Raw genomic sequence first — 26,150 nt, 5'->3', positions numbered from 1 at the left:
CGACGGCATAAATAGCAATCGCTTTCTCACACCCATGTCTACTTATTGAAACAGGCTTTACGGAACTTCTGATATCAGTAGGCAGTACTCTTTTTATGTAAATTTTACAGCATTTTTTTTACTTAAAAATTTTATTATTAAAAAAAATGTTTTTATATTCGAATAATATTAACCTTTTAACCACATAAATTCCATGAAAAACCTTACTCACCTCCGAGTGCTGACTGTGCTATTGCCAGCAATGCTATTGACGAATTGCGAGGCGTCAAAAGAGTCTGCACCATCGCCAGTATCTATAAAAGCTTCTGATGCGGCTGCGGCTGCCCCTGTGCCATGTGCCTCAGAAGGTTATGGTGTGGATGCAAACGGTGTTGGTGCTTACCAGCTGCCTTCCCCCCGAACAGTTAGCATGACGACTTCGCTCACAGGCCTTACTTACCTTTTGACGATGACTCAGACGAAATACATTATTACTCCCGCAGGCAAGGAGCTTTCGGTATGGCAAGGATTGGATACAGTTACCCCCCCTACTAGCAAGCAGGTGCTTGATGCCACGGCTTGGTCTGAATGCAACAAAGGCTACCAGTCAAAATGTGTTCGTTATACCGATGGCAGAGTCACCCTATCGCTGACTACTGACCCGTCCGTATTACCGTTCGAAAACTAAGGAGCTGTTTGAGTTAACGGAATTTAAGCAGTCGCTGAATGTTGGCCAAAGAAATCCAGGCGTTGGCATGATGCCGCAGGCTTCGGTCATATTCTTTTGAGAGCCTTCGCTTTGCATTAAGCCAAGCGAAGGTTCGTTCCACAATCCAGCGCTAGGCATGAATGCAGAAATTCGTTTTCTTCACCAGCACATGCGTCGGCTTCTCGACGCGAATGCCGTAGCGCTGGGCCAGGTGCGCCCGAAAAACGCCGTGGAATGAGCTGTCCACAAACACCACCTGTACTTGCCCCAGCAAGTCGTGTGTGGCCGCCACCTCATCCCAGAAGGCGATGGCGGCCGTGCCATCGGCGGCGTTGGCCGGCAACACACTGCTGGCCAATATGTTGCCCAGCGTATCAGTCAGCACCAAACGCTTGCGGCCTTTCACCAACTTGCCCGCGTCGAAGCCCACCGTGGCGCCGGTGGCCGCGTTTTTCACGTTTTGCGTGTCGAGAATCACGGCCGTGGGCCAGGCTTTTTTTGGCCCCGTTCCCGGCTGCTCATGTTCAGACACGTGCTGACCCGTTGCCAGGTGCCGTCGGCTTCCCATTTGGCAAAATACCAGTACACCGTGCCCCAGGGTGGCAAATCGCCCGGTAAATCCCGCCATACGCACCCATTTTTGAGCACGTACAAAATCGCATTCACCACCTCCGCCAGCGGCCACTTGCCGCGCCGGCGCACCACCAACAGCGGTTCCAATTCCTGCCAGTCCCGCGTCGACAAATCCGAACTATAACGTTTGCGAGCAACCTTTTCCGCTACTTGGTTCATCAAGCAAATTTAACTCAAACAAATTCTAAGGCGTAAGGTACTCTCGTACTAAGATGCTATCCAAATAGGGATTAATTTGGGGTATGGCAACGATACAAGAGTTTAGCATTTCCGACACGTTATGGGCACGGCTGGAGCCGTTGTTGCCCGTGCATGTGCCCAAGCCTCACCCGTTGGGTCGCCACCGGCGGCGCATTGCCGACCGGCAGGTGCTGAATGCCATTTTCTTTGTGCTACGCACGGGCTGCCAATGGAAAGCAGTGGATGCGACCGGTTTGTGCAAAGGTTCGACGGCGCACAGCCGCTTCCAGGAGTGGGTACAGGCGGGCGTTTTTGCGCGTCTCTGGGACGAGGCCTTGCAGGATTATGACGAATTGATTGGCCTGAACTTCGCCTGGATGGCCCTCGACGGTTCGCTGCACAAAGCGCCGTTGGGCGGAAAAAAAAACCGGGCCCAACCCCACGGACCGCGGCAAAGGCGGCGTCAAGCGCAGCCTCTTGACCGAAGCACGCGGCATGCCGGTGGGGCTGGTGCTGGAGGGGGCGAACCGGCACGACATGAAATTGACGGAGAGCACCTTGCGTAGCTTGCCCCCCGCCGCCGAAGCCGCCCGTGACGCCCACCGGGCGGCGGGCCACGGGCAGCACCTGTGCCTGGACGCGGGCTACGATTACGCCCAGGTGCGCGAAGTAGTGGCCGAACTTGGCTACACCGCCCACATCCGGCCGCGAGGCGAAGAAGTCCAGGCCAAAAAAGCCGGCCAGAAAGCCCGGCGCTGGGTCGTGGAGCGCACCCGCTCCTGGCTCAACCGCTTCCGCCACCTGCTCATCCGCTGGGCCAAAAAGCCCGAAAACTACCTCGCTATGCTCCATTTTGCCTGCGCCCGAATTACGTGGTACAATTGCCTATTTGGATAGCCTCTAAGGCTAGGAATGGCTTTCGGAAGTACTTGCATCGGAATGGAGAAAATTCAGCTTGAAGGCTTAAACTCTCTAGATGTATAGCCCCAGCGTAAGGTGGACCGGGTCACGGGTAAAGATAGTCGGGTTCTTTTTGCCACTGCGCACAGATGAATTCATGCGGCGTTAGGCCCCGTAAGGTATCCAGGCACTTGGCGTGATTGTAAGCCAATAAAAAATGCTTGCAGGTGCTTGTTCAGTTCGTCCGTAGTCTAATGGTAGCGTTGCACGGTCGCCTCTTTGATGGTCCGATTCATGCGCTCGCCCTAGCCGCTGGTCCAAGGATAGACCGGCCCGGTCAGGCGGTGTTCCACGCCGTATTTGCGGCAAATGCAGTCAAAACTGTGCCCGCCGGGTAGGAACTGGTGGGCTTGCGGGGTAAACTGAACGCCGTTATCCGTGAGTACGGTGTGCACGCGATAAGGCAGTTTGTCGAACACCCGACGCAGGAGTTCGGCGGCCACCACACGCTTAGCCCGCGGATGCAGTTCGGCAAAGGCCACCTTGCTGGTGCAGTCGATGGCCACAAACAAGTATTGCTTGCCTTCTTCGGTCTAGACTTCGGCGAAATCGACGTGCAGGTAGCCAATAGAATAGTCCTTGAATTTCTTCTTCAGCGGACTTTACCCCTGCTCGCTCAACGGCAGGCGGTTGAGGCTGTGGCTGTGGCTGTGGCGCTGAAAACAGCGGTGCAGGGCTGAGCGCGAAAGCCGTGGAATCGTGGCTTGCAAGGCGTAGAGGCAGTCGTCCATCGGCAGCAGGGTATTGCTGGCGCCACAACGCCACGGCAATGGCCTCCTCCTCGGTCGAGAGCACCGTTGAGGCCGGTGTGGGTCCCATCGGAGCGTCCTAAACGGTGGCGCGCTTGCGCCTTTTGGCTACGGTTTTGGGGTTGATGCCGTGGCGAACTGCTAATGTTTGCAGGCTTTCCCAACTACGCTGGATAACGCGCCGTATTGCCGCCGTTGTGCGGGTAGTAGCGTGGAGGGGCTGAGGTAGGAAACAGCACCCTTCGCCCTCCAGGCTACTGCCCGCAAAACGGCCCGAAAACTTGCGCTTCCGGGCCGTTTCAGTACCTACCCGGCCCCTTTAAATACGGGGCTGGTGGCAGTGGCGTAGCATCAGAGGCTTATTGCTTGAGCAGCTGGCTCGTCCGCAGGTAGCCGTCTTCGTCCTGCAGGCGAATAAAGTACACGCCGGGCTTCACGTCTTTCAGGTCGAAGGACTGATTGGTGAGGCCGGTTTTCACCAGGCTGCCCGTGATGGTGTAGAGCGAAAACGCCCGCTTGCTCTTCCACCCTACCGTCACTTCATCGGCCGCCGGATTTGGGTACACCTTAATGGCCAGGGCATCCTGTTGATTGCGTGTGGCCAGGGCTCCCGCATAGGCGGTGCTCATGTAGTAGATATTCGCCGTTACGTTTTTGGTGATTTGGTGCGCGCCAGCGGCGAGGGTCATCGTGAGACGGCCCGCATTCACCGTTTCGTTAACGTTGTCGATTTTAACCGTTCCGCTGAAAGCATCATTGAAGACCAGCGTTAGGGTCGCGGCAGCGGTGGTGGTAAAGGCAACGTTCGTGGTCGACTCCAGTTTCAGGCACTGCGTCAGGTTCAGGCCGTTGTAAACCACCGTTCCCTGCGAAGTGGAAAGGTTGCCGGTGATGGTGTAGAAGGTGCTGGTAGTGCCGGATGCGGTGAAATTGTGCACCATGCCCGAAGTACCCGTGCCCGGACCCGGGCCGGGGCCGGGGGGAGGCGTCGTAACGCCCTGCACCGAAACCAGACCGGTGTGGTAGTTTACCAGCGCCGTTTGCAAAGGCACATTGACCGCGGAAGAGGCATCATCGACTGCGTTGTTGAAGGTCCACTGAAAGTCGCCACCCTTCACACGCCCCGAGTACAGCATCGCATTGGTCCGGGCCGCGGCCGGGGCATCCGGCGTGTAGGTGTACATGACGGCCGCGTTGGTATCGAAGTTGTTGTAGGTGTTGGTTCCATACGCCGACACGACGGTGCTGGGAACGGTTTGCGCGCGGGTAGTCACCACGTAGGCATCAAAGTCACGCGTCGAGGCGGGGTAGCCGGTGGCGCCGTACGGCACAAAGCGCGTCTGCCCGGTCATGTAGTTATCGAAGGCCTTGATGGTGCCGCCGTCCTCGTTGGAGAAAATGGGCTGCGTCGTATAATTATTTACCATCGTCACGGGATTGAAGACATCCGTGCCCTGCATCGAGGTCAACATTGGATACTTGCAGTTACGGAAGTAGTTGCCTTCCATGAACACGGAGGAGCCCTCCGTGGAGCCGGACCCGTATTTCGCGTTGCCGTCGTAGTAGTTGTTGTAGACGTGGGCCGAATAAAACCGCACCCGGGGATGGCGCGAATCCGAATGGTCGTACCAGTTGTGGTGGTAGGTGATGTAGAGCCCCTGGGTCGTGTTTTCGCTCAGGCCCAACAGGTTGCACTTGCCCGAATCCCAGAAGTGGTTGTAAGAGAACGTCACGTAGGTCGATTTTTTGCAATCCAGCGCTCCATCGCCCTTCACCTGGTCGGCAGCACTGCCCGCGTGGCCGTAGAAATAATCGCAGTTGTGCACCCAGACGTAGTCATTGTCCTGCTGCAGGCCAATGTTATCGCCTTCGTCGCTGTCGCAGTTCATCGTTCCGATGTTGCGTATTTCAATGTTGGAGGCCCCTTTTATCCGGATTCCCCAGCCATCGGCCACGGCATCGTTCCCAACGCCTTCCAGGGTAATGGAACCAGCAGCAAAGTTGCCGTTCTCGATAACAATGTCGCCATTCAGCATGTACGTCAGGTCGGTGATTTGCCCAATCATTCGCACGAGCAGCGGCCGCGCATCCCGGCCTTTCTTAAAGCCATCCAGAATGGTTTGCAGGCCCACGCAGGGGTTGGTGGTGGCCCCGGTCACGGTGAGGGACACGGTGTTCTTGGTATTTTGGGTGATGTAGAGGATTACCGCGCCGGCTTTCACCGTGCCGTTGGCGTTGTAGGCGCCCGGCACGCGGCCATTGCTAAAGGCAAACCCTGTGCGGTCCTGGGCCAGCACCGTCAGGGAGCTGGTGACCGTGGCGGTGCCTTCGACCCCCGCGATGACGGGCGCAATTTTGAGGGTGTACGAGCCAGGCGTCAGGCCCATGGCATCGGCCCGGTAGAAGGTGCCGTAGTTTCGGATGAGCTGGTCGTCCAGCTTCTGATTAACCAGGCCGGCCCCGGTGTAGTACACGTTGTAGCTCTGCGCATTAGCAATCGGCTGCCACCGCACGTAGGCCGATTCCAGCCAGCCGGATGATTCCAGCAGGGTCAGCGTCTGCGCTCGCAGCGCCAACGGCAACAGCAATAAGAGTAAGGAAAGCAATTGCTTCATAGTCTGAGATATGGTGGGTGGTTAATGGCGGATGCCATCGGTGAGAGAGGTTCTTACAAACCTAACGGCTAAGATTCAGCAAATGAGTATATAGTGAGCCGAACGCCTGAGTATAGTTGTGCAAACGTTGCCGGGAACGTTGCCGAGCTCCCTAACGGGACATCCCGCTAGGCCCGCCTGGCCCCGCCTGGCGCGAGTTTAGCGCCGCGTAACTCGTGCCAGGCGGGGCCAGGCGAAGCTGCGCCTCGCTTCAGAACGGCCCGGTAGAACGGTGCGGCCCCGGCTTGCCGCTGACGCGGCAGCGGAGGCGCAGCCTCCGCATCATGGCCGGCACGAGTTACGCTCCGCTAAACTCGCGCCAGATGAGGTTAGAGGGGCGGGCATCCCCGCGCAATGCCGACCTTTGCGGCACCCATGCCCGTTCCTGCTGCTTCCCGCCCCTACACGCTCGGCTTCTGGCTCATGTGCCTGTCGTCGTTTCTGTTTTTCCTCAGCTTCAACCTGCTGCTGCCCGAGTTGCCCGACCACCTCACCCGGCTGGGCGGGGGCGAGTACAAGGGTTTCATCATTGCCTTGTTCACCCTCACCGCCGGGCTCAGCCGGCCGTTTTCGGGCAAGCTGGCCGATACCGTGGGGCGCATTCCGGTGATGGTGTTTGGCTCGCTGGTGTGCTTTATCTGCGGGTTTTTCTACCCGTGGGCGCTCACGGTCACGGGGTTTCTGGGGCTGCGGCTGCTACACGGGTTCAGCACAGGCTTCAAGCCCACGGGCACGGCCGCCTTCATTGCCGATATCGTGCCCGTGGCACGGCGCGGCGAGGCCATGGGCCTGCTCGGCGTGACGGGCAGCCTGGGCATGGCCGCCGGCCCGGCCCTGGGCTCGTGGCTGGCCACGCAGTTCTCGCTGAACGTGATGTTTTACGTGTCGAGTGGGGTGGCGCTGCTCTCGCTGGTGGTGCAGGGCACCCTCACCGAAACCCTCCCCCAGGCCCAGCGGCAAAAATTCAGCTTCGGGCTGCTGAAGCTGAACTGGAGCGAAGTGCTGGAGCCCAAGGTGCTGCCGGCGGCCTTCACCACGCTGCTGTGCCTGTTTCCGTTTGGGGCAGTGCTCACCGTGATTCCCGACCAGAGCCGGCTGCTGGGCCTCACGGGCTCGCACAAGGGCTGGTTTTACCTATGCTACACCATTGCCTCGCTGGTGGTGCGGCTGGTGGCGGGTAAGTCGTCGGACAAATACGGGCGGGTGCCGGTGCTGCGCTGGTCCACGGCGCTGCTGGCCGTGGGGCTGGCCATCCTGGTCTGGACGCCCTCCATCCCGGTGTTTTTGCTGGGCGCGGTGGTGTTTGGGCTGGGCACGGGCCTGAACTCGCCCACGCTCTACGCCTGGACCATCGACCTGAGCGACCCGCTGCGCCGGGGCCGGGCCGTGGCCACCATGTACATCGCCCTCGAAGCCGGCATCGGGCTGGGCGCGCTGGCGGCGGGCTGGATTTTCAGCAACCACGCCACCCACCTGCCCTACGTACACGGCCTCAGCCTGCTGTGCGTGCTGGCGGCGCTGGTGTACCTGTTGCGGATACCCGCCGACCGGCCCGCCGGCCACTCGGCCGCCGCCGACAAGGTCCCTGAGCCCTCGGCCGAAGAAGTGGTGTAGCGACCCCGCGCCGCATGCAGAATAAATAGATGAAAAATAGATGATTTTCGATTTGATTCCCTTAGTTTTAGGGGTTCAAAGATTGTCTACTCCATTCTTTTTTTCTGCATGCAAGCACCTTTACGGCCGGGCCGCTGGCTGGGCCTCGCGTCGGCTTTTTTGCTGATTACCGGCTATTCGGCCCGTGCTCAGAATGAGCCCATTAAGTTTGGGGTGATTGATAGCCATGACCTCACGGCCGCGCCTTTTGTGGGCGACAGCGCGGCTTCGGCCGTGGTGCTGTGCGATTTTGGCCGGTCGCGCCTGAAGGGGCAGGGCGGCGGTTTTCAGGTAATTTTTGAGCGGGTGACGCGCATCAAAATCCTCAAAAAGCCCGGCTACGAGTACGCCACCGTCGAAATCCCGCTCTACCACCGCGACGACAACCAGGAAAAAGTATCGAACCTGCGGGGCTTCACCTACAACCTGGTGAACAACGCCGTGGAGAAAACCCGCCTCGAAACCAGCGGCGCGTTTCTGGAAAAGCGCACGCCCACCGTCAGCGTGCAGAAATTTACGCTGCCCAACGTGCGGGTGGGCTCGGTGGTGGAATTCGCCTACACCCTGACGTCGGATTTCCTGTTCAACTTTCAGGACTGGACGTTTCAGCGCGACATTCCCGTGCGCTGGAGCGAGTACCGGGTGAGCATTCCGTCATTTTATCGCTACAAAATCCTGTATCAGGGCGCGCAGGCTTTTGCCGTGAACAAGGCCACGGTGGGCTCGACCAACCTGGTGATTGATGACAAGATTCCGGCGGGCGCGGGCATCAGCGCCGGCCAGAAGGTGGGCACGCTCACCGTGAGCGCACCCACCGAGGAGCACACCTGGGCCCTGAAAGACGTGGCAGCCTTTGGCGAAGAGCCGTTTATGACCACGGCCCGGGACTACGTGGCCCGGCTCGATTTTGAGCTCGCCGGCGAGCAGTGGCCCGACTCGCCCTACCACGACCTGACCGGCACTTGGGAGAAAATCAACGCCAGCCTGCTGGCCGAGGAGGAGTTTGGCGGCCGCCTGGGCCACATCGGCTTCATGCAGGCTCAATTGCAGGGCCTGGCCGCCAAATACCCAGTGATAACCGACCGCGCCGCCGCCGTGCGCCAGCTTGTGATGGCCGCCGTGCGCTACGACGGCACCGACCACTACTTTGCGCCCGAGCCGCTACGCAAGGCCTACGACGCCCACCGGGGCACTTCGGCCGATGTGAACCTGCTGCTCATCGCCGCCCTGCGCGAGGCCGGCATCGAGGCCCAGCCGCTGCTGCTGAGCACCCGCGACCACGGCTCCGTGAGCAAGGAATACCCGCTGCTGGACCGCTTCAACTACGTGCTGGCGCTGGTGCCGCTGGCCGATGGCAAAGACCTGCTGGTGGATGCCACCGAGCCCCTGCTCCCCTGCGGCGTGCTGCCCCAGCGCTGCCTCAACCGCGTGGCCCGCCTCATTACCAAAAAGCCGGAAGACGGCCGCTGGGTGGACCTGGCGCCCGCCCTGCGCCGCGTGCACTACCAGCAGGTGGCCCTCGCTCTGGATGCCCGGGGCGGCCTCACGGGCAAAGTGCACGACGAGCACGGCGGCTATGCCGGGGCCGAAGCCCGCGCCCGACTGGCCAGCCAGGGCGAGAAAAAATACCTGGCCGCCACCGCCCAGCGCCACGAAAGCTGGACGCTGGGCAAGCCCACCCTGGCCCAAACCGACAATGTAGAGAAGCCCCTGGTGCTGGACTACGAATTTGCGCAGCCCGCCGAGGGCCCCGCCGCCGGCTCGCTCTACCTGAGCCCGCTGAGTGAATTTGGCCTGGGCCAGAACCCGTTCCGGCGCGAGCAGCGGGACTTCCCCGTCGATTTTGGCTTGGCGCAGGACGAAACGCTGGTTATCAACCTGACCCTGCCGGCCGGCTACGAGCTGGCCGCCGTGCCCAAGCCCGCCGTGGTGGACCTCCCCGAGGGCGGCGGCCGCTTTATGTGCAGCGTAGCGGCGGCCACGCCGGGGGCGGTGACGCTCACCAGCCGCCTCACGCTCCGCAATGCCGTGTACAGTGCCGAGCAGTACCCCAACCTGCGCGAGCTCTACCGCCTGATGCTGGAAAAGCAGGGCGAAAAGCTCATCATTCAGAAGAAGGCCGGCAGCTGAGCAGCGGGTTTTTCGCTGTAATCAATGATTTAAAACGTCATGCTGGGCTCAGTCGCAGCATGACGGTCAATAAACAACCCCATCTATTCCTAAATACCCCACGCTCTCTACTCATGAAGCACTCGTTACGCTACCCGGCGGCGTTGGCCGCTATGGTACTGGCCAGCCTCACGGCCCAGGCCCAGACCGAACCCATTAAATTTGGCAAGCCCGACCCCAAAGACTTCACGGCCGCGCCGTTTGTGGGCGACTCGGCTGCTACGGCCGTGGTGCTCTGCGACTACGGCACCACCAATTTTCAGTACAACAACAACGATTTTCAGCTGATATCGGAGCGGACCACGCGCATCAAAATCCTGAAAAAAGCCGGTTACGACGCGGCCACGGTGGAAATACCACTCTACCACCGCGGGGAGAACCAGGAGAAAATCACCGGCCTGCGCGGCACCACCTACAACCTCGTGAATGGGCAGGTGGTGAAAACCAAGCTCGACGGCTCCAACACCTTCACCGAGGACGTGACGGCCAACCTGCGGATGCGCAAATTCACGTTGCCCGATGTGCGCGAGGGTTCGGTGATTGAGTACAACTACACCGTAATTTCCGACTTCCTGTTCAATTTTCAGGACTGGACGTTTCAGCGCGACATTCCCGTGCGCTGGAGCGAGTTCCGGGCCAGCATTCCGGAGTATTTTCACTACAAGATGCTGCAGCAGGGCTACCACCCGCTGGCCGTGCAAACCCGGAACGAGAGCACGATGCAGTTTACGGTGCACACGGCGGGGGGCTTCTCGGGCAGCGGCCTGAGAACCAGCCGCGAGGCGGCGACCAACGATGCCGTATCAGCACGCGCCACCAACTATGACTGGGTGATGAAGGACGTCCCGGCTTTCCGCGATGAGCCGTACATGACCACGTCGGAAGATTACCTGGACCGCATCACCTTTCAGCTGGCCGGTGAGCAGTTTCCGGACCAGGCCTATAAAAATGTGTCCGGTACCTGGTCAAAAATCGACATGGAGCTGCTGGGCATGGATAACTTTGGCGGGCAGTTGGACCGGGGCGGCTTTCTGAAAGACCAGATTATGCCGCTGGTGGCCAAATACCCCGACCAGGCGGCCCGCGCCGCCGCCGTGCGCGAAGTGGTGATGGCCGCCGTGCGCTACGACGGCACCGACCACTACGCCACCACGGCATCGCTGCGCAAGGCCTTTGATGCCCACCACGGCACGGCAGCCGATGTGAACCTGCTGCTTATTTCAGCCCTGCGCCTGGCCGGCATTCCGGCCAATCCGCTGCTGCTGAGCACCCGTAGCCACGGCCGCGTAGACCAGACCCAGCCCATGCTGTCGCGCTTCAACTATGTGATGGCGCTGGTGCCGCTGGCCGATGGCAAAGACTTGCTGGTGGATGCCACCGAGCCCCTGCTGCCCTGCGGCGTGCTGCCCAAGCGCTGCCTGAACCAGGCCGGCCGCCTCATCATGAAAAAGCCCGAAGATGGCCGCTGGGTCGACCTCAACCCGGCCCAGCGCTACGTGCACTACCAGCAGGTAGCCCTGACCATGGATGCCAAGGGCGGCCTCACGGGCAAGGTGCACGAGGAGCACGGCGGCTACGCCGGAGCCGAGGCCCGCCAGGAGCTAAGCAGCTTGGGCGAGAAGAAATACCTGGCCCAGATGACCCGCCCCCACAGCGGCTGGACGGTGCCCAAGCTGACCGTGGCTGACCGCGAAAGCGTGGACAAGCCGCTGGCTTTCGACTACGAATTCACCCAGCCCGCCGACGATAACGCCACCGCCGACCTGCTCTACCTGAGCCCGTTGCGCGAATTCAGCACCGAGCAAAACCCCTTCCGGCACGATGACCGGCTGTTTCCCGTGGACTTTGGCGCACCGCAGGACGAAACCACGATGGTAACCCTGACGCTGCCTGCCGGCTACGAGCTGGCCGAAGTGCCGAAGCCCACCATTGTGGAGATGCCCGAGGGCGGGGGGCGCTTTATGTGTACCGTTACGGCCGGCGCGCCCGGCGTGGTGCAGCTCATGAGCCGCATGAGCCTGCGAAAGCCCGTGTACGCAGCCGAGGAATACACCCACCTCCGCGAGTTCTACCGCCTGATGCTGGAAAAGCAAGGCGAGAAGCTCATTATCAAGAAGAAAGCATAGATGAGTTAAGAGTTAAAGGTTAAGAGTTAAAGGTTAGGAGTTAAGAGTTGAAACTGCGCTCGGCAACCTTTAACCCTCAACTCTTACCCTTTAATTTTTAACTCTTAACCTTTAACTCTTAACTCACATTCAATGAAAGCCCTGCTCTCTTTTCTGGCCGTGCTGCCACTTGGCAGCTTTCTGGTGCACCCGGCTGCCCCCGCGCCCAAATATGCGGTGGCTGATATTCCGGCGGCCCTGCGCGAAGGAGCCAACGCCGTGTTGCGGGCCAATGATGAGGTGGTGACCGTGAAATCGGCGGGCCGGCTGGTGCACACCGTGCACCGCGTGGTGACGGTGCTCAGCGATGCCGGCGACGACTTTGGCCGGCATGGCGAGTATTACTACGACCTCGAATCGTTGAGCTACCTGCGCGGGGCCGTGTACGACGCCGATGGCCGCCTGCTGCACCAGCTGCGGGCCGCCGAAATCCACGACCAGGGCGTGGGCGGCAACGATTTGATGACCGATGTCCGGATTCGCTACGCCGACCTGCGCCAGCCCCAAACGCCCTACACCGTAGAATTTGACTACGAAACGGTGTCGGACAACCCCTTGTTCTACCCGCATTGGCAGCCGCAGGAAGCCGAAGGCCTGGCCGTGCAAAGCGCCAGCCTACGCGTGACCACGCCCACCGCCCTGCCCCTGCGCTACCAGGAGCGGCAGCTGCCCGCCGGCACCGCCGTGGCCCACACCAGCACCAATGGCCAGGAAACCTACGAGTGGCACCTGGCCAACCTGCCCGCCGTGGATGAGGAAGAAGCCGCGCCACCGCTGGCCACCCTGACGCCGACCGTGGCCATGGCCCCCGGCACCTTCGAGGTGCAGGGCCACAAAGGCTCGGCAGCCTCCTGGCAGAACCTTGGGCTGTGGAGCTACGAGCTGAACGCTGGCCGCGACGTGCTGCCGCCCGCCACGCTGGCCAAGGTGCAGGCCCTGGTGCGCGACGCCCCCGATGCCCGCGCCCGCGCGCAGCGCGTGTACGAAATGCTGCAGGGCACTACCCGCTACATCTCGGTGCAGCTGGGCTTGGGGGGCTGGCAGACCTTCCCGGCCAGCTCGGTGGCCAGCAACGGCTACGGCGACTGCAAGGCCCTGAGCAACTACACCGTGGCCTTGCTGAAGACGGCAGGCGTACCCGCCTGCGTGGCCCTGGTGAAAGCCGGACCGGACGAACCCGATATCCGGGCCGACTTTCCCAGCACCCAGTTCAACCACGTTATTGTGTGCGTGCCGCCGGCCAAGGGCGACCGGGCCGACACGCTGTGGCTGGAATGCACCAGCCAGACCAACGCCTTCGGCTACATGGGCAGCTTCACGGGCAACCGCCACGCGCTGCTGCTCACGCCCGAGGGCGGCAAGCTAGTGGCTACGCCGCGCTACGGCACCGCCGAAAACCGCCAGGTGCGCCGCCTCGACCTGTTTCTGGATGCTACGGGCAGCGCCACGGCCACGGCCCGCACCCTGCGCATCGGCCAGGAGCAGGACCTGTATGCCGCCCTACTGCACGAGCTGGGGCCGGCAGAACAGAAAAAGTACGTCACCGACCATTTGCGGCTCTCCACTTTCACCCTCACCAAGCTGAGCCTGGCCGCCGCGCCGGCCGGTCCGCTGCCGGGCGTGGTTGAGCACCTGGCGCTGGCGCTGCCGGGCTTTGCCCCGCCCAGCGGCAAGCGCGTGTTCATCAACCCCAACCTGCTGAGCCGCCTGCCCGCCCTGCCCGCGCAAGTGGGCGAGCGCCAGTCCGACCTGTGGCTCGACCACGCCAGCCTGCACGCCGATACCGTGCGGCTGCACCTGCCCACTGGCTTCCACCCCGAAACCCTGCCCGCTCCCATACAGCTCAGCACCGCTTATGGCACCTACGCCAGCCAGTACGCCACCCTGCCCGATGGCACCATTCAGTATATCCGCCGGCTGGAGCTGAAGCGCGGCCACCTGCCCAAAACTGCCTACGCCGGCTACCTCGACTTCCGCCGCAAAATCAGCGTGGCCGATAAGACGCAGGTAGTATTATTGAAAACGGAGAGCTAGGCAGACCCCTGTATCTAAAATCATTACACAATCTAAATCATACACTACTAAACGTCAGGCACATATAGGCTTATGATTAATGGCAAAACCAATAAATAAATGGGTAGAGCCCTCAGAGGGGCGAAACTCGTCCAACGATTGCCGCTTCGCTGGGACTGCTATTCACCAGTCTGAGGTTTTGAATCACAGCTAGTGACTGCCGCACGATAGTCAAAGCTAAAAAAGCCGTTTCCAATCAGGAAACGGCTTTTTTAGCTTTGACTTATAAGCGCTTTGTCATGTCGACGCAGGAAGAGTCTGCGGCAAAATGCCAGTTGCTTAGTTAGTTGCCGGTGTGCACCAGCTTTTGAATGAAGTGCTGGCCATTCTGCGTTACCTGCACCACGTAGATGCCGGTTGCCAGCGTGCTCAGGTCGAGCGAAGGCTGGGTGGCACCGGCCTCAATGGTCTGCTGCATAACCACGCGGCCGGCCAAATCGGTGAGGCTGATGGTACCGGCTGCCGCCAAGCTCAGCTGCAGGCCCACGCGCTGCTGCGCCGGGTTGGGGAACAGCACGAAGCCCGCCGCACCCACGCCAAAGGTCACCGTCCGCACCGGCGAAAACTCGCTGCTGCCGTCCAGGTCTACCTGCCGCAGGCGGTAGTACACCTTACCCCCGCCCATTTCGGCGGCGTTAGCATCACGGTAGCTGTAGTCGTGGACAGTACTGCTCGAACCTGCGCCTTTCACTTCGGCTACCTTCTGGAAGGCCACGCCGTCGCGGCTACGCTCCAGGTCGAAGTGGTCGTTGCGGAGCTCTGTGGCGGTGCGCCAGTTCAGGCGGGCGGCGCGGCCATCGGCTTGGGCCGTGAAAGCCATAAGCACTACCGGCAGTGGGCTACTGCTAGACGAGCTGCTGGACTGACGGCTGCACAAGGCGCTCACCGGAACCGTTATCGTCGTGTTGCCGGTATCGGGCCCGGAATAAGAAATACGGAACTGATTATTACCGGTATTTTCGCCGTACAGCGCCAACAGAAGGTGCGGGCCCGCCGCCAAGGATACAGCGGTGCCGACGCTAGTGCGCGGGGCATGCGTGCCCGCATCCTTCACCACAGTATTAGCAGCTACCAACGGGTTGGCGCGGGCCTGGTTGTCGAGCCAAATATAAGCGGCATCATCGCTGAGCATCGAGAACGTGTAGTCGCCGGCCGTAATGATGTTGAGGTAGCCCCGGTAGCGAGCGCTGTAAGAATCTGGATTAGTCAACGTGCCGCTGCCAAAAGCCCCCGACAAATCGCCCCAGGCATTGTTAGCGGTATAGTTCACGTTGCCGTCAATGCGCTTCAAGTCGGCCACTTTGGGCGAGTCGAAGAACGTGAGCACGTCGTTAAAATAGCCCTTGAAATATTCGGTATACAAGCCCTGCGTAGCCGGCGAACCGTCGTAGGTGGTGCCAGTGCAGGTGCCGGTACCGGCGGGCATGGTTACGGTGGTGGCCACGCGCATGGTGCTGGCCACACCGTTATTATTGGTCGCGTCTGGGTCGGGCTCAAAAGCCGTGGCTGAGGCCACGCCCGCTACGGGCTGGTTGTTGTTGGGCAGCGTGAAGGTAAAATCGAAGCTCGGCAACGTCGTACCCCGATTCACCTGCCCAATGGCCAGCGTGGCAATGCCCGTATCGAAATTATACGTCGTGCCAACCGGGAAAGCAGTGGTGAGCAGGGCCTTGGCCAACTGCACTGTGAGTACCGTGCTAGTGGCATCGGCCGTGCCAGAGCTGCCAGCTGGGGTAATATTCTGCACGGTAGCCGTATACGTAATACTGGAAGCAGCTGCCGCCGTGCTGGGACCGCTCAGCGTCACTTTCAAATCGGCGGGGTAAATCACCACCAGGTTGTTGGTACCCGAGTTATCGTCGTCCAGCTGGCACGCTTCCGAAGTAGTGGTGCTGATGGTGGACGTTACTGCGACGGTGCCCGCCACGGAAGGTGTGTATTTTATAGTCGCGTTGGCATTGGCCCCGTTAGCCAGGGTTGTTACTGCGGTGAATGTTACCTTGCCATTGGTATTATCATAGCTACCCGAACCCGTGCTGGTGGTCACCGTCACGGCACCCGCGCCCAGGCCGGCGGGCAGCTGCACGAAGCGCGTCACGTTATCCGCCGCGTCGGGGCCATTGTTGATGAACGTCACGTTGATAACCGCCTGCTGATTGGCGGGCAAGGGGTTGGTACCAAAGCTGATGCTGGTGGCCACGTCTGCCACCGTCTGGCACAGCGCTACCGAGCAGGCACCGGCATCGGCACGACCTGCGCCGCCCCGGGTGCCGCCGTTGGGCGGGAATTCGGTGAGCGACCCTGAGAGCGTGGTTCCATTCAGGCCGCCGCTAACGTCGGTGGTAGGCGCGCCGTTGGTGTAGCTCACCAGGCCGCCGCCGCCGCCGCCGCCCGCGCCCTCCGCCTCTGCGGCAAGGGCGCTCTGGCTACCGCCCTTGCCACCCCGGGCCAGCAGGGCCGTGGTGGTCAGGTTGGTCGAGTTCACTACCACGCTGCCGCCCCCGCCACCGCCGCCCGCGCCGTCGTTGTTGCTTACTACCGTCACCGAGCCGCCATCGGCCAGCAGCGAGCCGCCGGTTACGGCCCCGCCCGCTACCAGGTAGATAAAGCCACCACCGGCCGCGCCGGCCGTGCCGCTGTTATTGTTCGAGTCGCCGGCGCCGCCGCCGCCGCCGAAGAAGGCCCGGCCGCTGCTCACCATGGGGTGGCCACCGAAGCCGCCTTTGTTCTGACGGTTGTCGCCGCCCCAGGCCGCCTGGCCGGTAGCCAGCGTCAGGGCATCCTGGTTGGTGCTGGAGTAGCTGTAGCCCCCACGCCCGCCACCGGAAGAGGTGGAAGTGGCAAAGTTGGCCGCCTCCAGGTTCCAGGCCGCGTCGTAGGCGTTGCCGGTACCCCGGTCGGGGTTGCCGGTGCCGGTGTAGGTGGTCCCGGCCACGGCCACGTTGGCACCGCCGCCGCCGGCCGCGTTGTGCGAGTTGCCGCCGCCGCCGCCGTTGGCCGGGGCACCGCGCCCGTAGCGTCCATTCAGCGCATCATACTCGGCAATGGTGCCGGCTATGCTCTCGCCTTTCTCAGCCGCGTAGGTATCGGCCGTCGAGCGGTAGCCAAGGTCATTGTTGGGAACGGCATCGGTGTTCTGCTCCAACGCGCCACCCCGAAAGCCCAGGGCCGACACGTCGAGCGTAGCGCCGGTTGCCAGCGTTACGTTGCCCGTGGTTTCAATAGCCAGTACGCCGCCCGTAGTACCGTTCCAGGCCTGCGCTTTCACGCTGATGTTGGTGTTTACGGTGAGCGTAGTGTAGCGCGGCACGCGCACTACCTGGGCATGGCCCGCCGTGGTGTACGAGCTGAATAACTTGCAGCTCAACGTAATAGTAGTGGCCGTGGGTACCGCCGCAACTTCAACCAGCTGGTAGCGGCCGGCATTGTTGAGGGCCGTCACGGTGCCGTAGGTGGCATCATCGGCGGTGCTGATGGCCGCTCCCTGGGGCTGCACCAGCAGCAGCAGGTCGCCGGCCGCCAGCGGGGCAGCAAAGCGGTTGTTCGCGTTCAGCGAGCTGCTGGCCACCGTGATGGTAGTCGCGCCCGTAGTCGCGTTGGCCGTCAGGGCAGTGTATTCGTTCACGATGGCATTGGTAGTAGCTATCGTGCCAACCCCACTTTTGCCCGCCTGGGCAGCCGCCTGCTGCCGGCCCGTACCCGCCAGCAACAACGCCAAAGCCCCTGTGCGTAGCAGGTAGTTCAAATGTCGTTTGCCAGCTACTGCCAACAGCTTGCGGCCTGATTGTAATTCTCGTTGCATGAATGGTCCTTGTGTGTGCTTATTTTCAAAAATCAGGTCAATTATTTATTAATTCTGTTTTTTCTATTTTTTGAGCCAAAAAAATGGAATCGCAAATCAGCAATTCCATTCTTATTACATTGGAAATGAGAAGCCAGGAATATCAATGCTATTAAGCATGAGATATTAATATCAATTATTGACCTAAGAATTAATCAATACAAAATTAGTATTGTAATTAATAGAGGTTATCTTATATTCGACAAAACCCAATTATCGGCGGTTAAAACCCCATTTTCACGCCTTGTAATTTTTATATCTAATTACTCGCTGTCCTCACTAATCAATGAACACAATTTTTAAAAATGTAATTATGCGATAATTAATTATCAATCTTTGAATTCAGTTTTTTTTTAATATCTCGCATTTATGCAGGAAAGCTCGCTGCACCTTTATGTTGGTGCTCTATAGTATTATTTCCAAATACGACTTAGTGTTTTTTCGCTCCCCGTCACTTCGGTGCCGGGGAGCGAATGGGGGAGAAGCCAAGGCTGCGGATTTAGATGCTGTTTGGGTTAGCGACGATGTGGCGGGGCACAGCCCAAACTCCACAGCCGGGAGTAGTGCTCGTGCGCGAAATGCCAGGCGGCTCCACAACAATAGTTGTGGAGCCGCCTGGCATTGGGCCCGGTCCAAAACTCCAGCGCTAAAACTTCACCCGCAACTGCGCCTTCACCTCACCGCGCAGCGAACCCTGGATGGACTCCAGGCCCGTGCCCACCACGTCCTGGTGGCGGTAGCGGGTTTCGGCGTAGCGCAGCCAGAGGGTGAGCGAGCGGTTGATGCGGACTTCGGCCAGGCCGTACACCCGCGTACCCTGGCCGTAGAGGGCCGGCACCGACACGGCCAGCAGCACATCCTGCTCGAACACGTATTGGCGGCTATCATAGTCGTCGGCGTCGAAAATGGCGTAGCGGGCCGTGAGCTTGAGGGTGCGGTTGAACTGGTAGCCCACGTCCTGGGCCAGCACGTAGCCACTGCGCCAGGCCAGGCCGTCGTCGTCGCGCAGGCGCGAGGCCTGCATGCGGGTGCGCAACTCCAGCTGCGGCGTGGGGGCGGTGTTGTAGTACACCAGAATGCTCTGGCGAAGCTGCTCGCCGGGCAGCGGCAGGGCGCGGGTGGGATAGATATTGCTGAGGTCGGTGCTGGCCAGGTCGCGGGGCTTCAGGCGCTGGCGCAGCTGCACGTAGAGCAGGCTGGTTTTGGTGGGCGTGTAGGCAATGCGCAGCAGGGCGTCGTGGCCGTCGGTGGGGGCGCTGGCGCGGTAGCGCAGCCACGGAAAGCGGAACTGGTCGTAGTAAGCCGAGATTTCCCAGCGGGCCACGGGCCGCACTTTTAGCCCGATATAAACGCCGGTTTCGTTGATGTTGCGGGTATTCTCGCTGAACGCATTACCGTAGAGGGTGTGAAAATTGGAATCGTAGTGCCGCACCAGCAGGGCCGCATCCACACTGGAGCCGAGGCTGGCCAGCAGGCCGTTCACGGTGCCCAGGCCGCCGCCGGTGCTGCGTGCGGTTTCGCCAAAAAGCAGGAAGTTGCGGTACACGTAGCTGTAGTTCAGGCTTAGGGCCAGGTTGTCGCGGCCGCTGAACTCGAAGTAGTTGTACGCCTCGGGGCGCTTGAGAATGGGCGTGCCGTAGTGCGTGAACAAGCCGGTGGCACCAATGGCCAGGTTGCCGTCGCGGCTGGTGTAGGTAGCATTGCCGCCCCCGAGGGTTTCGGCCAACCGGTGGCGGTTGGCAATTTCGGAGGCCGTGCGGTGGAAGCCGGTGTAGAGCAGGCCCGAGGTAAACTCATCGTACTGCGCCAGCGAATCCTGGGTTTGCTGCAGGTTGGCATCCACATTCTTGTGCGACACAAAACCCGTGACCTGCACCGTGGGCGCCACCTGATACGTAAGTGCCCCGCCCCGAAAAAACGAGTTTTCAAGCAGCGACGAATACGCCCGCACGCCCACCGACGAGCGCCGCAGCGTGGTAATCGTTTCCGCGCCCTTGCCCACGCCCAGGCCCGACGACAGCAGCAGGCCCTGCCCAAACTGCAGTTGGTAGTCGCCCAGCGCCAGCGCCTTCAGCTTGCCCCGCTCCTGAATGAGCAGGTGCGCCGACACGTAATCGGCCCCGAACTGCCCTTTGTTAGGGTTCCACACAATGGGCTCGCCGGCGTCTTTTTCCAGCGAAAAGCCCACGCTGAAATCCTTGGTATGGCTCACGCGGTAGCGAATCAGCATCTTATCGGCCGAGCCGAGGTAGCGGGTAGTGGGCCGGCCCTGGTATAGCGTGGGGGGCGTGTAGCCCTGGCGCTCCTGCAGCACCCGCTCGTAGCGCAGGTACAGGGCGTTGTTGTCCTCGCGGGCAATGCGCTGCCAGAGCGTGCCCCGGCTGGAATTGGCCCCACTCATTTGCACGCTCACGAAGGGCAGAATGCGATTTATGGTGCGCAGGTCGTAGCCCTCAATGCTTTGCAGCTCATACACACTCAGCAGGTCACCGTTGGCCTGGCGGTGGTTGAGCAGTGTGGTTATCTGGTTTTCATTGAGCAGCAGCAGCGAGCGCAGCTCCTCTCGGGTGGCGCTGTTGAGGTTGATGGGCGTTTGGTAGTACTGGAGCAGCGTCTCGTACAGGTCTTCGTAGGGCACTTCGTCCGACTGAATTTCGGCGAATAATTCCTGCGTCAGGCGGTCCAAATCTGGCGCACGGCGGACATACTCCTGGGCGTTGGCGTAATTATTAATTAATAATTGAGAATTAATAATTAGAGCTACAATCCAAATAAACCGCTTCGGAATGCCCCTGAAAAGCCAGGACTTACTGGCCCACCGTAAGCCAACGCAGCCCCAACCCAACCACTTACCAACTATGTTTTCCATCCTGAATTTTTAATTATTAATTCTCAATTACTAATTAAAAATCACTTCCCCCACGATTTACTCACGCTCAAATGCTGGCTGAAGCCCAGCGCCTGCTGAAACGCCGCCGCGTAGTCAATCTGGAAGGCGCCGGCCAGCACGCCAATGCCCGCGCTGGCTTGCTCCGTGAGCGAGGCCAGGCCCAGCCGGGCCGCCAGCACCGGCACCGGCCGGTACTCCAGCCCCACCTTGAAATTGGCGGCGCGCTCCACGTCCTTCTCGGTTTCTACCAGCAGCAGCACCTGGCTGCCGGGGCGGTAAGCCAGGCCGGCTTTGAGGATGGTAGGCACCCGCTCGGCTTGGTAGCTGGCCAGTTTGGCCTGGTTGAGGTTGTAGAGCGACGCGCCGAAGCTGAGCCGCCGGGGCACGATTTCAATCTGCCCGCCCAGCGTGCCCAACACCATGCGCCGGCTGCCCAGGCCCTCGATGCTTACCTGGAGCATATCGGCCCGCGCGCCCAGGCTTATCTGGCCAAAACGGTAGGCGTAGCCCACGCCCACGCGGGTTTCATTATAAAGCACGCCGCCGAAGCGTTGCGCCTCGAAGGCTACCACGCCATTGCGTGCCCAGGTGGGGGCGGGCGCGGGGCTCAGCGACGGGACCGCGCCTTCGGCCCCGGGCATCACGCTGCCCGTTTCGGGCGCGGTGGTGCGGCCCAGGGGCAGCGCCACCGTGAGCGCGCCCACGTTCAGGGCCGAGCTGAAGTAGCGGTTTTCGGCGTAGAAGCCCACGCTGGGCCGCTGAATTTCGCTGATGCCGGCCACGTTGTTGCCCATGCTCCACACCTCGCCGGCCAGCGCCACCGAGGCGTTGCCGAGCGCGGCGGCGCGGGCTCCGCGCACGCCGGGGCCATTGCCCTGCGCCCACACTTCCGCCCCCGGCAGCACACCCGAGACGATAACAAAAAAGCAAAAAGTAGAAATATATTGAGGTAAACAGTGTTTCATAAGGGTAAGGTAGCAACTCGGATGCGATTGCCTAAACCTGGCCCGAAATTATTTTGCCGGCCCGCGCGGTTATCCATTCCGGCACCACTGCCGAACTTGCCGCCTTATGCCCCGCTCCTTCTCTGCCGCGCCCCGCCGCGAAACCCTTGCTTACCAAAATCAGTCCCTCAGCTACACGCTCGTGTTCCGGTCGCGTCGCACCATCGGCTTTGCCGTGCGGCCCGATGGCAGCGTACATATCAGCGCTCCGGCCGGCACCTCGCCCGAGTGGGTGGCACAGCAGGTTCTGAAAAAAGCCGACTGGATTCTTAAGCACCAGGAAACCTTTGCCCGCCGGCCCGCCCCGGCTCCTACCCGGCATTTTGAGGCCGGCAGCCCGCATTACTACCAGGGCCGGGCCTACCCATTGCGCTTCGCCGAAGCCCGCCGGCCCGCCGTGACGCTGGCAGGCGATGAGCTACTAATGGCCACGCCCGCGCCCCTCACGCCGGCCCAGGCCGAAGCCCTGCTTCATGCCTGGTACGCCCGCCAGGCCGGGCCGCTTTTCGCCGAATCATTGCTGCGGGTGTGGCCGCGCTTCGCCGAGTTTAACCTGACCCGCCCTACCCTGTCGGTGCGCCAGATGCGGACGCGCTGGGGCAGCTGCACGCCGAGCGCGGCCCGCATCCGCCTCTCGCCGGAGCTGGTGCGCGCCCGCCCCGAATGCCTCGACTACGTGCTGCTGCACGAGTGCTGCCACCTGCTGGTGGGCGACCATTCCAAAGCCTTCTACGACCTGCAAACCCGGCTACTGCCCGACTGGGAACAGTGGAAAGCGGAACTGAACGCGCTGCCGAAGTAGTGACCCCGTTTTATTTTCCGCTATGATTTCCCACCTTTTCCGCGCCCTCTTCCTTGGCCTCGTCTGGTTTTACCAGCGCTTCATTTCGCCGCTCACCGCGCCGAGTTGCCGCTACGCGCCTACGTGCTCGGTGTATGCGGTGCAGGCAATCACTAAATACGGGCCGTGGCGGGGCGGCCGCCTGGCGTTGCGGCGCATTGCCAGCTGCCACCCCTGGGGCGGCCACGGCTACGACCCCGTACCCTAAACGGCGGCTTGCGTATAGACAGGCTCACTTCCATGCTTTACGTTAATGCGCTTTATTCCCCTCGTGCCGGCCGCGTTGGTCCTGTTGCTCACGGCGGCCTGCTCCCAGGCTCAATCTGATAAAACCACCGACTCGCCGCTGAACGCGGGGGTGGACATGCCCAAGGGCGGCGACCGCCGCAAGGATAAAAACGCGGCCTCCGAAATTACCGGCCTTAACAAAGTGGGCTCCGTTAAAGGCGTAGTGCCCGAAAGCTCGGGCCTGGCCCCGGCCCCCGACGGCCAGAACTATTTCAGCTTCGGCGACGACGGCAACTCGCCCACACTTTACGAAATCAGCGGCGCGGGCCAGCTGGTGCGCACCCTGGAGGTGCCAGCCACCAACACCGACTGGGAAAGCCTGAGCCGCGACGGCAGCGGCAACTACTACATCGGCGACTGCGGCAACAACGAAAGCCAACGCCAAGACCTCAAAATCTTCAAGTTTCGGCCCGACAGCCCCAAGACCGTCGGCACCATTGCCTTCTCTTACCCCGACCAGCGCGATTTCCCACCCAAGAAAAAGCAGCGCAACTTCGACTGCGAAGCCAGCCTCTGGCACGAGGGCCAGGTGTGGCTTTTCACCAAAGACCGGGGCCAGGACCGCACCAGCAATGTATATACCGTGCCCGACCAGCCTGGCACCTACACCGCCAAAAAAATCACCGGCCTGGCCATTCCCGGCCAGGTAACCGATGCCGCCCTGCGCGCCGATGGCCACCGCCTGGTGCTGCTGGGCCGCGGCGAGCTGTTCATTCTCGACGGTAATTCCTGGGCCGATATCCTGAAAGCCACGCCCCGCCAGATTTCCCTGGCTGGAGCCGGGCAAACCGAAGGGGCCGTTTTCAAAGACGATAACACCCTGCTCATCAGCACCGAGAAAGGCGATTTGTACGAGTACAAACTGCCGTAAGCGCACAGGTTTGGCAACAAAAAAGCGGTTTCGCAAGGTTGGACGTCGTGTCCAATCCTGCGAAACCGCTTTTTGCGTTACTTAAACAGGTAGTCAGTAGTCAGATTCCATCTATCTAAAAATCATTCAATTGATTTCCGTCTGACTACCGATTACTGATGGCTGACTACTTAAAACCAAGAGCTATACCCGAGGTTGCTCCAGGCCGGGCGTGGGCTGCGGGTCGCCTTCTTTGCCCAGGTCACGCGGGGCGTAGCCGTAGGGGTTTTCGGGGTCTTTGCCGGCCCGCCACAGCACCCAGATACCGATAAAAATCAGCGGGATGCTCAGCAGCTGGCCCTGGTTGAAAAGATGGCCGTCTTCAAAAGCCACCTGGTTTTCCTTTAGGTACTCGCCCAGGAAGCGCTGGGTGAAAAGCAGCACCACAAACAGACCAAACAGCTGTCCGCGCGGCGTGCGCTCTTTGGTGCGGTTCCACATGGAATAGAGCAGGACGAGCAGGAAAACGCAGAACAGCGCCTCGTAAATCTGGGTGGGGTGGCGCGGCACGGCCATGGGCGCATCGGGCGCTACGGGCGTGCCTTCGGGCTGCAGTTGGTAGGTGCGGGTGCCATCCTGGTATTGCACGGGGCGGGCGGCCACCTGCACGGCCCCGGCCGGCAGCGGGCGCGTCACGGGCAGCAGGTGGTCCACATCGCGCGGGAAGGTGAAGGCCCACGGCGCGCTGCTGGGCTTGCCCACAATCTCGGAGTTCATCAGGTTGCCGGTGCGGATGCAGGCCCCACCCAGCGCCACCACGATGACGATGCGGTCGAGCACCCACAGGTAATCGAACTTATTATTACGCGCAAACAGCCAGCAGGCCAGCAGAATGCCAATGGTAGCGCCGTGGCTGGCCAGTCCGCCCTGCCATATTTTGAACACCACCATGGGGTCGGCTTTCAGCGCCTCAAAATCATAAAACAGCATGTGGCCCAGCCGCGCGCCCACAATGGTGCCGATGAGCATGTATATCGTAATCACATCGACCCACTGGGGCGACACGCGCTCGGAACGGTAGATGTGCGTGAGCACAAACGTGCCCACCACGAAGGGCAGCATGAAGAACAGCCCGTACCAGCGCAGCGTGACCGGCCCGAGATGGGCGATGATGGGATTAACGTTCCAGAGAATAGCGTCGAGAAAAGGATGCATGCGGGGCGAAGTGGTTATAAGGCGTCAAAGGTACTATGCCCCCCGAGGTTGCGACTTTACGGCGGCAGGGCAATGAATAAGTTGGTAGCAGGGGCTGAAATCAGCGCGGAGGCAACGATTTTAGCCCGCTCGGTGGACTGGCGTGGTACCGCGCAGCGGCTGACGTAAGGGCCGGGCCGTCGCCGCTCAGGGCCAGTACCAGCGCCCCCAGCAGCACCGCGTAGGCGGGCTGGCGTAGCCAGGCGGGCAGCCATTGCCGGGGTGCCCCCGCACTGGCAACGAGCCGGGCCTGCACCCGGGCATAAAAGAACGGCCGGGGCTGGGCTACGGGCTGGTTGCGCAGCTGGCGCATCAGGTCCTCCCATTCTTCGTCGGAACCGGGGCGATTGATGATATCAGACATGGCGAAGGGGAGCTTGAACGTGTTTGCGGAGGGTTTGCCGGGCCCGGAACAGCAGGGATTCGACAGCGGCCACGGTGGTACCGAGCACGGCCGCGATTTGCTCATAGGTCAGCTCCTGCTCGTGGCGCAGCGTGAAGGCCACCTGCTGCTGGTCGGGCAAGCGGGCAATGTGAGCCAACAGGAGCTGGAGCTGCTGCTGGCCCTCCAGTAGCGCCAGCGGGTGGGCGTGGTCGGGCGGCTCGTGCAGCACGTCGTTGTTGCCGCCCAGCAGGCTGGTGAAGTAGGCAAAGCGCTTTTTGGCCTGGGCCTTGCGGCGGTTTTTCAGGGCCCGCGACGTGGCCAGGCGGTAGAGCCAGGTGCTCAACGACGCCTCGCCCCGAAACCGGCCGATGGTTTGGTGCACCTCCACGAACACCTCCTGGGCCACATCTTCCGCTTCTTCCTCGTTCCGCAGCAGGGAAAATATCGTGCGATAAATCCGGTTCTGGTAGCGTGCTACCAACGTGCGAAACGCGGCTTCGCTCCCGGCTTGCAGCTGCGCTACTAATTCCCGGTCCTCATCGGCGGCCGATGCAGAAACCGGGGCGCAAACCGACGACTCAGAAGTTACGAACAGCGGAAGGGAATACGCCACAGGAGCCGGGGCTGAGGGTTGGAAACAGGCTTTCGCAACGCAAGTCACGGCTGGTTGCCACGCTGGAAGAGTTGCGCAGACTTAGGCCCGGCTGCCGCCGTAAACTTGCGCTGGCCTTGCCAAAAACATTTTAGCGGGTTGATTACCAGATGAATTTAACGCGTCGACACTTTTTACAAGCGTACCCGGTAGGGTGCGGGGCTTGTCCCCGCCCGCCGTTGAACATAATCGCTGCTTCGGCGCGAACGGCGGGCGGGGAC

At 61.0% G+C, this 26,150-nt stretch carries 18 protein-coding genes and 1 pseudogene; 9 read left to right on the top strand and 10 right to left on the bottom strand.

Annotated features, from left to right (window positions below):
- Nucleotides 1-193 precede the first annotated feature (193 nt).
- On the top strand, nucleotides 194-667 hold the full coding sequence (locus tag HBN54_RS19000; protein WP_168674810.1) for a hypothetical protein: 474 nt from the start codon (nucleotides 194-196) through the stop codon (nucleotides 665-667).
- Between the two features lie 151 nt (nucleotides 668-818).
- Here HBN54_RS19000 and HBN54_RS18990 read toward each other — a convergent pair whose 3' ends face one another.
- Nucleotides 819-1,166: a transposase gene (locus HBN54_RS18990; protein ID WP_168674808.1), complete on the bottom strand. Its 348-nt coding sequence runs from the start codon at nucleotides 1,164-1,166 to the stop codon at nucleotides 819-821.
- On the bottom strand, nucleotides 1,163-1,480 hold the full coding sequence (locus HBN54_RS18985; protein WP_168674807.1) for a transposase: 318 nt from the start codon (nucleotides 1,478-1,480) through the stop codon (nucleotides 1,163-1,165). The genes HBN54_RS18990 and HBN54_RS18985 overlap by 4 nt, the downstream gene beginning before the upstream one ends.
- 83 nt (nucleotides 1,481-1,563) lie before the next feature.
- Here HBN54_RS18985 and HBN54_RS18980 point away from each other — a divergent pair.
- A protein-coding gene (locus HBN54_RS18980) for an IS5 family transposase (RefSeq protein WP_382214478.1) occupies nucleotides 1,564-2,398 on the top strand; the annotation gives its coding sequence in 2 pieces (ribosomal slippage) (nucleotides 1,564-1,922 and nucleotides 1,921-2,398; 837 coding nt in all).
- A 75-nt stretch (nucleotides 2,399-2,473) separates the two neighbouring features.
- Here the strand turns inward: HBN54_RS18980 and HBN54_RS18975 are convergent.
- Nucleotides 2,474-3,463, bottom strand: a pseudogene (locus HBN54_RS18975) (DDE-type integrase/transposase/recombinase).
- 106 nt (nucleotides 3,464-3,569) lie between these two features.
- Nucleotides 3,570-5,825, bottom strand: a complete 2,256-nt coding sequence (locus HBN54_RS18970; RefSeq protein WP_168674805.1) for a pectate lyase family protein — start codon at nucleotides 5,823-5,825, stop codon at nucleotides 3,570-3,572.
- A 414-nt stretch (nucleotides 5,826-6,239) separates the two neighbouring features.
- Here HBN54_RS18970 and HBN54_RS18965 point away from each other — a divergent pair, with 414 nt between their 5' ends.
- The 4 genes from HBN54_RS18965 (at nucleotide 6,240) to HBN54_RS18950 (ending at nucleotide 13,885) form a co-directional block, all read left to right on the top strand.
- A complete protein-coding gene (locus tag HBN54_RS18965; RefSeq protein WP_168674804.1) occupies nucleotides 6,240-7,478 on the top strand; it encodes an MFS transporter in 1,239 nt (412 codons plus the stop codon).
- A 108-nt stretch (nucleotides 7,479-7,586) separates the two neighbouring features.
- A complete protein-coding gene (locus HBN54_RS18960; RefSeq protein WP_168674803.1) occupies nucleotides 7,587-9,647 on the top strand; it encodes a DUF3857 domain-containing protein in 2,061 nt (686 codons plus the stop codon).
- Between the two features lie 113 nt (nucleotides 9,648-9,760).
- Nucleotides 9,761-11,812: a DUF3857 domain-containing protein gene (locus HBN54_RS18955; RefSeq protein WP_168674802.1), complete on the top strand. Its 2,052-nt coding sequence runs from the start codon at nucleotides 9,761-9,763 to the stop codon at nucleotides 11,810-11,812.
- Nucleotides 11,813-11,944: 132 nt separating this feature from the next.
- Nucleotides 11,945-13,885: a DUF3857 domain-containing protein gene (locus HBN54_RS18950; RefSeq protein ID WP_168674801.1), complete on the top strand. Its 1,941-nt coding sequence runs from the start codon at nucleotides 11,945-11,947 to the stop codon at nucleotides 13,883-13,885.
- A gap of 322 nt (nucleotides 13,886-14,207) precedes the next feature.
- On the opposite strand, the gene HBN54_RS18945 is transcribed toward HBN54_RS18950, so the two are convergent.
- The 3 genes from HBN54_RS18945 to HBN54_RS18935 all read right to left on the bottom strand — a co-directional run bounded on the left by HBN54_RS18945 (nucleotide 14,208) and on the right by HBN54_RS18935 (nucleotide 21,620).
- Nucleotides 14,208-17,726 carry a T9SS type A sorting domain-containing protein gene (locus HBN54_RS18945; protein WP_168674800.1) on the bottom strand — a complete coding sequence of 1,173 codons (3,519 nt, stop codon included), beginning with the start codon at nucleotides 17,724-17,726 and terminating at the stop codon, nucleotides 14,208-14,210.
- Between the two features lie 685 nt (nucleotides 17,727-18,411).
- Nucleotides 18,412-20,451, bottom strand: coding sequence for a helix-hairpin-helix domain-containing protein (locus tag HBN54_RS18940; RefSeq protein ID WP_235955601.1), 2,040 nt, complete (start codon nucleotides 20,449-20,451; stop codon nucleotides 18,412-18,414).
- A gap of 224 nt (nucleotides 20,452-20,675) precedes the next feature.
- Entirely contained in the window at nucleotides 20,676-21,620 is a 945-nt protein-coding gene (locus HBN54_RS18935) for a PorV/PorQ family protein (protein WP_168674798.1), read from the bottom strand.
- A gap of 106 nt (nucleotides 21,621-21,726) precedes the next feature.
- Here HBN54_RS18935 and HBN54_RS18930 point away from each other — a divergent pair, with 106 nt between their 5' ends.
- From HBN54_RS18930 to HBN54_RS18920, 3 genes are read left to right on the top strand one after another with little or no spacing between them, the layout of a single operon-like run.
- The gene (locus HBN54_RS18930) at nucleotides 21,727-22,461 is read left to right on the top strand and encodes a M48 family metallopeptidase (RefSeq protein ID WP_168674797.1); all 735 of its coding nucleotides are present in this window, start codon (nucleotides 21,727-21,729) and stop codon (nucleotides 22,459-22,461) included.
- A gap of 22 nt (nucleotides 22,462-22,483) precedes the next feature.
- Complete coding sequence (gene yidD, locus HBN54_RS18925; RefSeq protein ID WP_168674796.1) at nucleotides 22,484-22,708, top strand: membrane protein insertion efficiency factor YidD; 225 nt, start codon at nucleotides 22,484-22,486, stop codon at nucleotides 22,706-22,708.
- A 45-nt stretch (nucleotides 22,709-22,753) separates the two neighbouring features.
- Nucleotides 22,754-23,659, top strand: coding sequence for an SdiA-regulated/phytase-like domain-containing protein (locus HBN54_RS18920; RefSeq protein WP_168674795.1), 906 nt, complete (start codon nucleotides 22,754-22,756; stop codon nucleotides 23,657-23,659).
- Nucleotides 23,660-23,842: 183 nt separating this feature from the next.
- Here the strand turns inward: HBN54_RS18920 and lgt are convergent, their stop codons facing one another.
- The 3 genes from lgt to HBN54_RS18905 form a co-directional block, all read right to left on the bottom strand.
- The gene (lgt, locus tag HBN54_RS18915; protein WP_168674794.1) at nucleotides 23,843-24,853 is read right to left on the bottom strand and encodes a prolipoprotein diacylglyceryl transferase; all 1,011 of its coding nucleotides are present in this window, start codon (nucleotides 24,851-24,853) and stop codon (nucleotides 23,843-23,845) included.
- Nucleotides 24,854-24,953: 100 nt separating this feature from the next.
- Nucleotides 24,954-25,256 carry a hypothetical protein gene (locus tag HBN54_RS18910; RefSeq protein WP_168674793.1) on the bottom strand — a complete coding sequence of 101 codons (303 nt, stop codon included), beginning with the start codon at nucleotides 25,254-25,256 and terminating at the stop codon, nucleotides 24,954-24,956.
- Nucleotides 25,249-25,890 (bottom strand): RNA polymerase sigma factor, encoded by a 642-nt coding sequence (locus HBN54_RS18905; protein WP_317170252.1) that lies wholly within the window; start codon nucleotides 25,888-25,890, stop codon nucleotides 25,249-25,251. The genes HBN54_RS18910 and HBN54_RS18905 overlap by 8 nt, the downstream gene beginning before the upstream one ends.
- Nucleotides 25,891-26,150: the final 260 nt, after the last annotated feature.

This window comes from Hymenobacter artigasi, from assembly GCF_012275535.1.
GTDB classification, from domain to species: Bacteria; Bacteroidota; Bacteroidia; order Cytophagales; family Hymenobacteraceae; genus Hymenobacter; species Hymenobacter artigasi.
The sequence above is the reverse complement of the archived record's forward strand: the minus strand, read 5'-3'. Positions and strand labels throughout refer to the sequence as shown.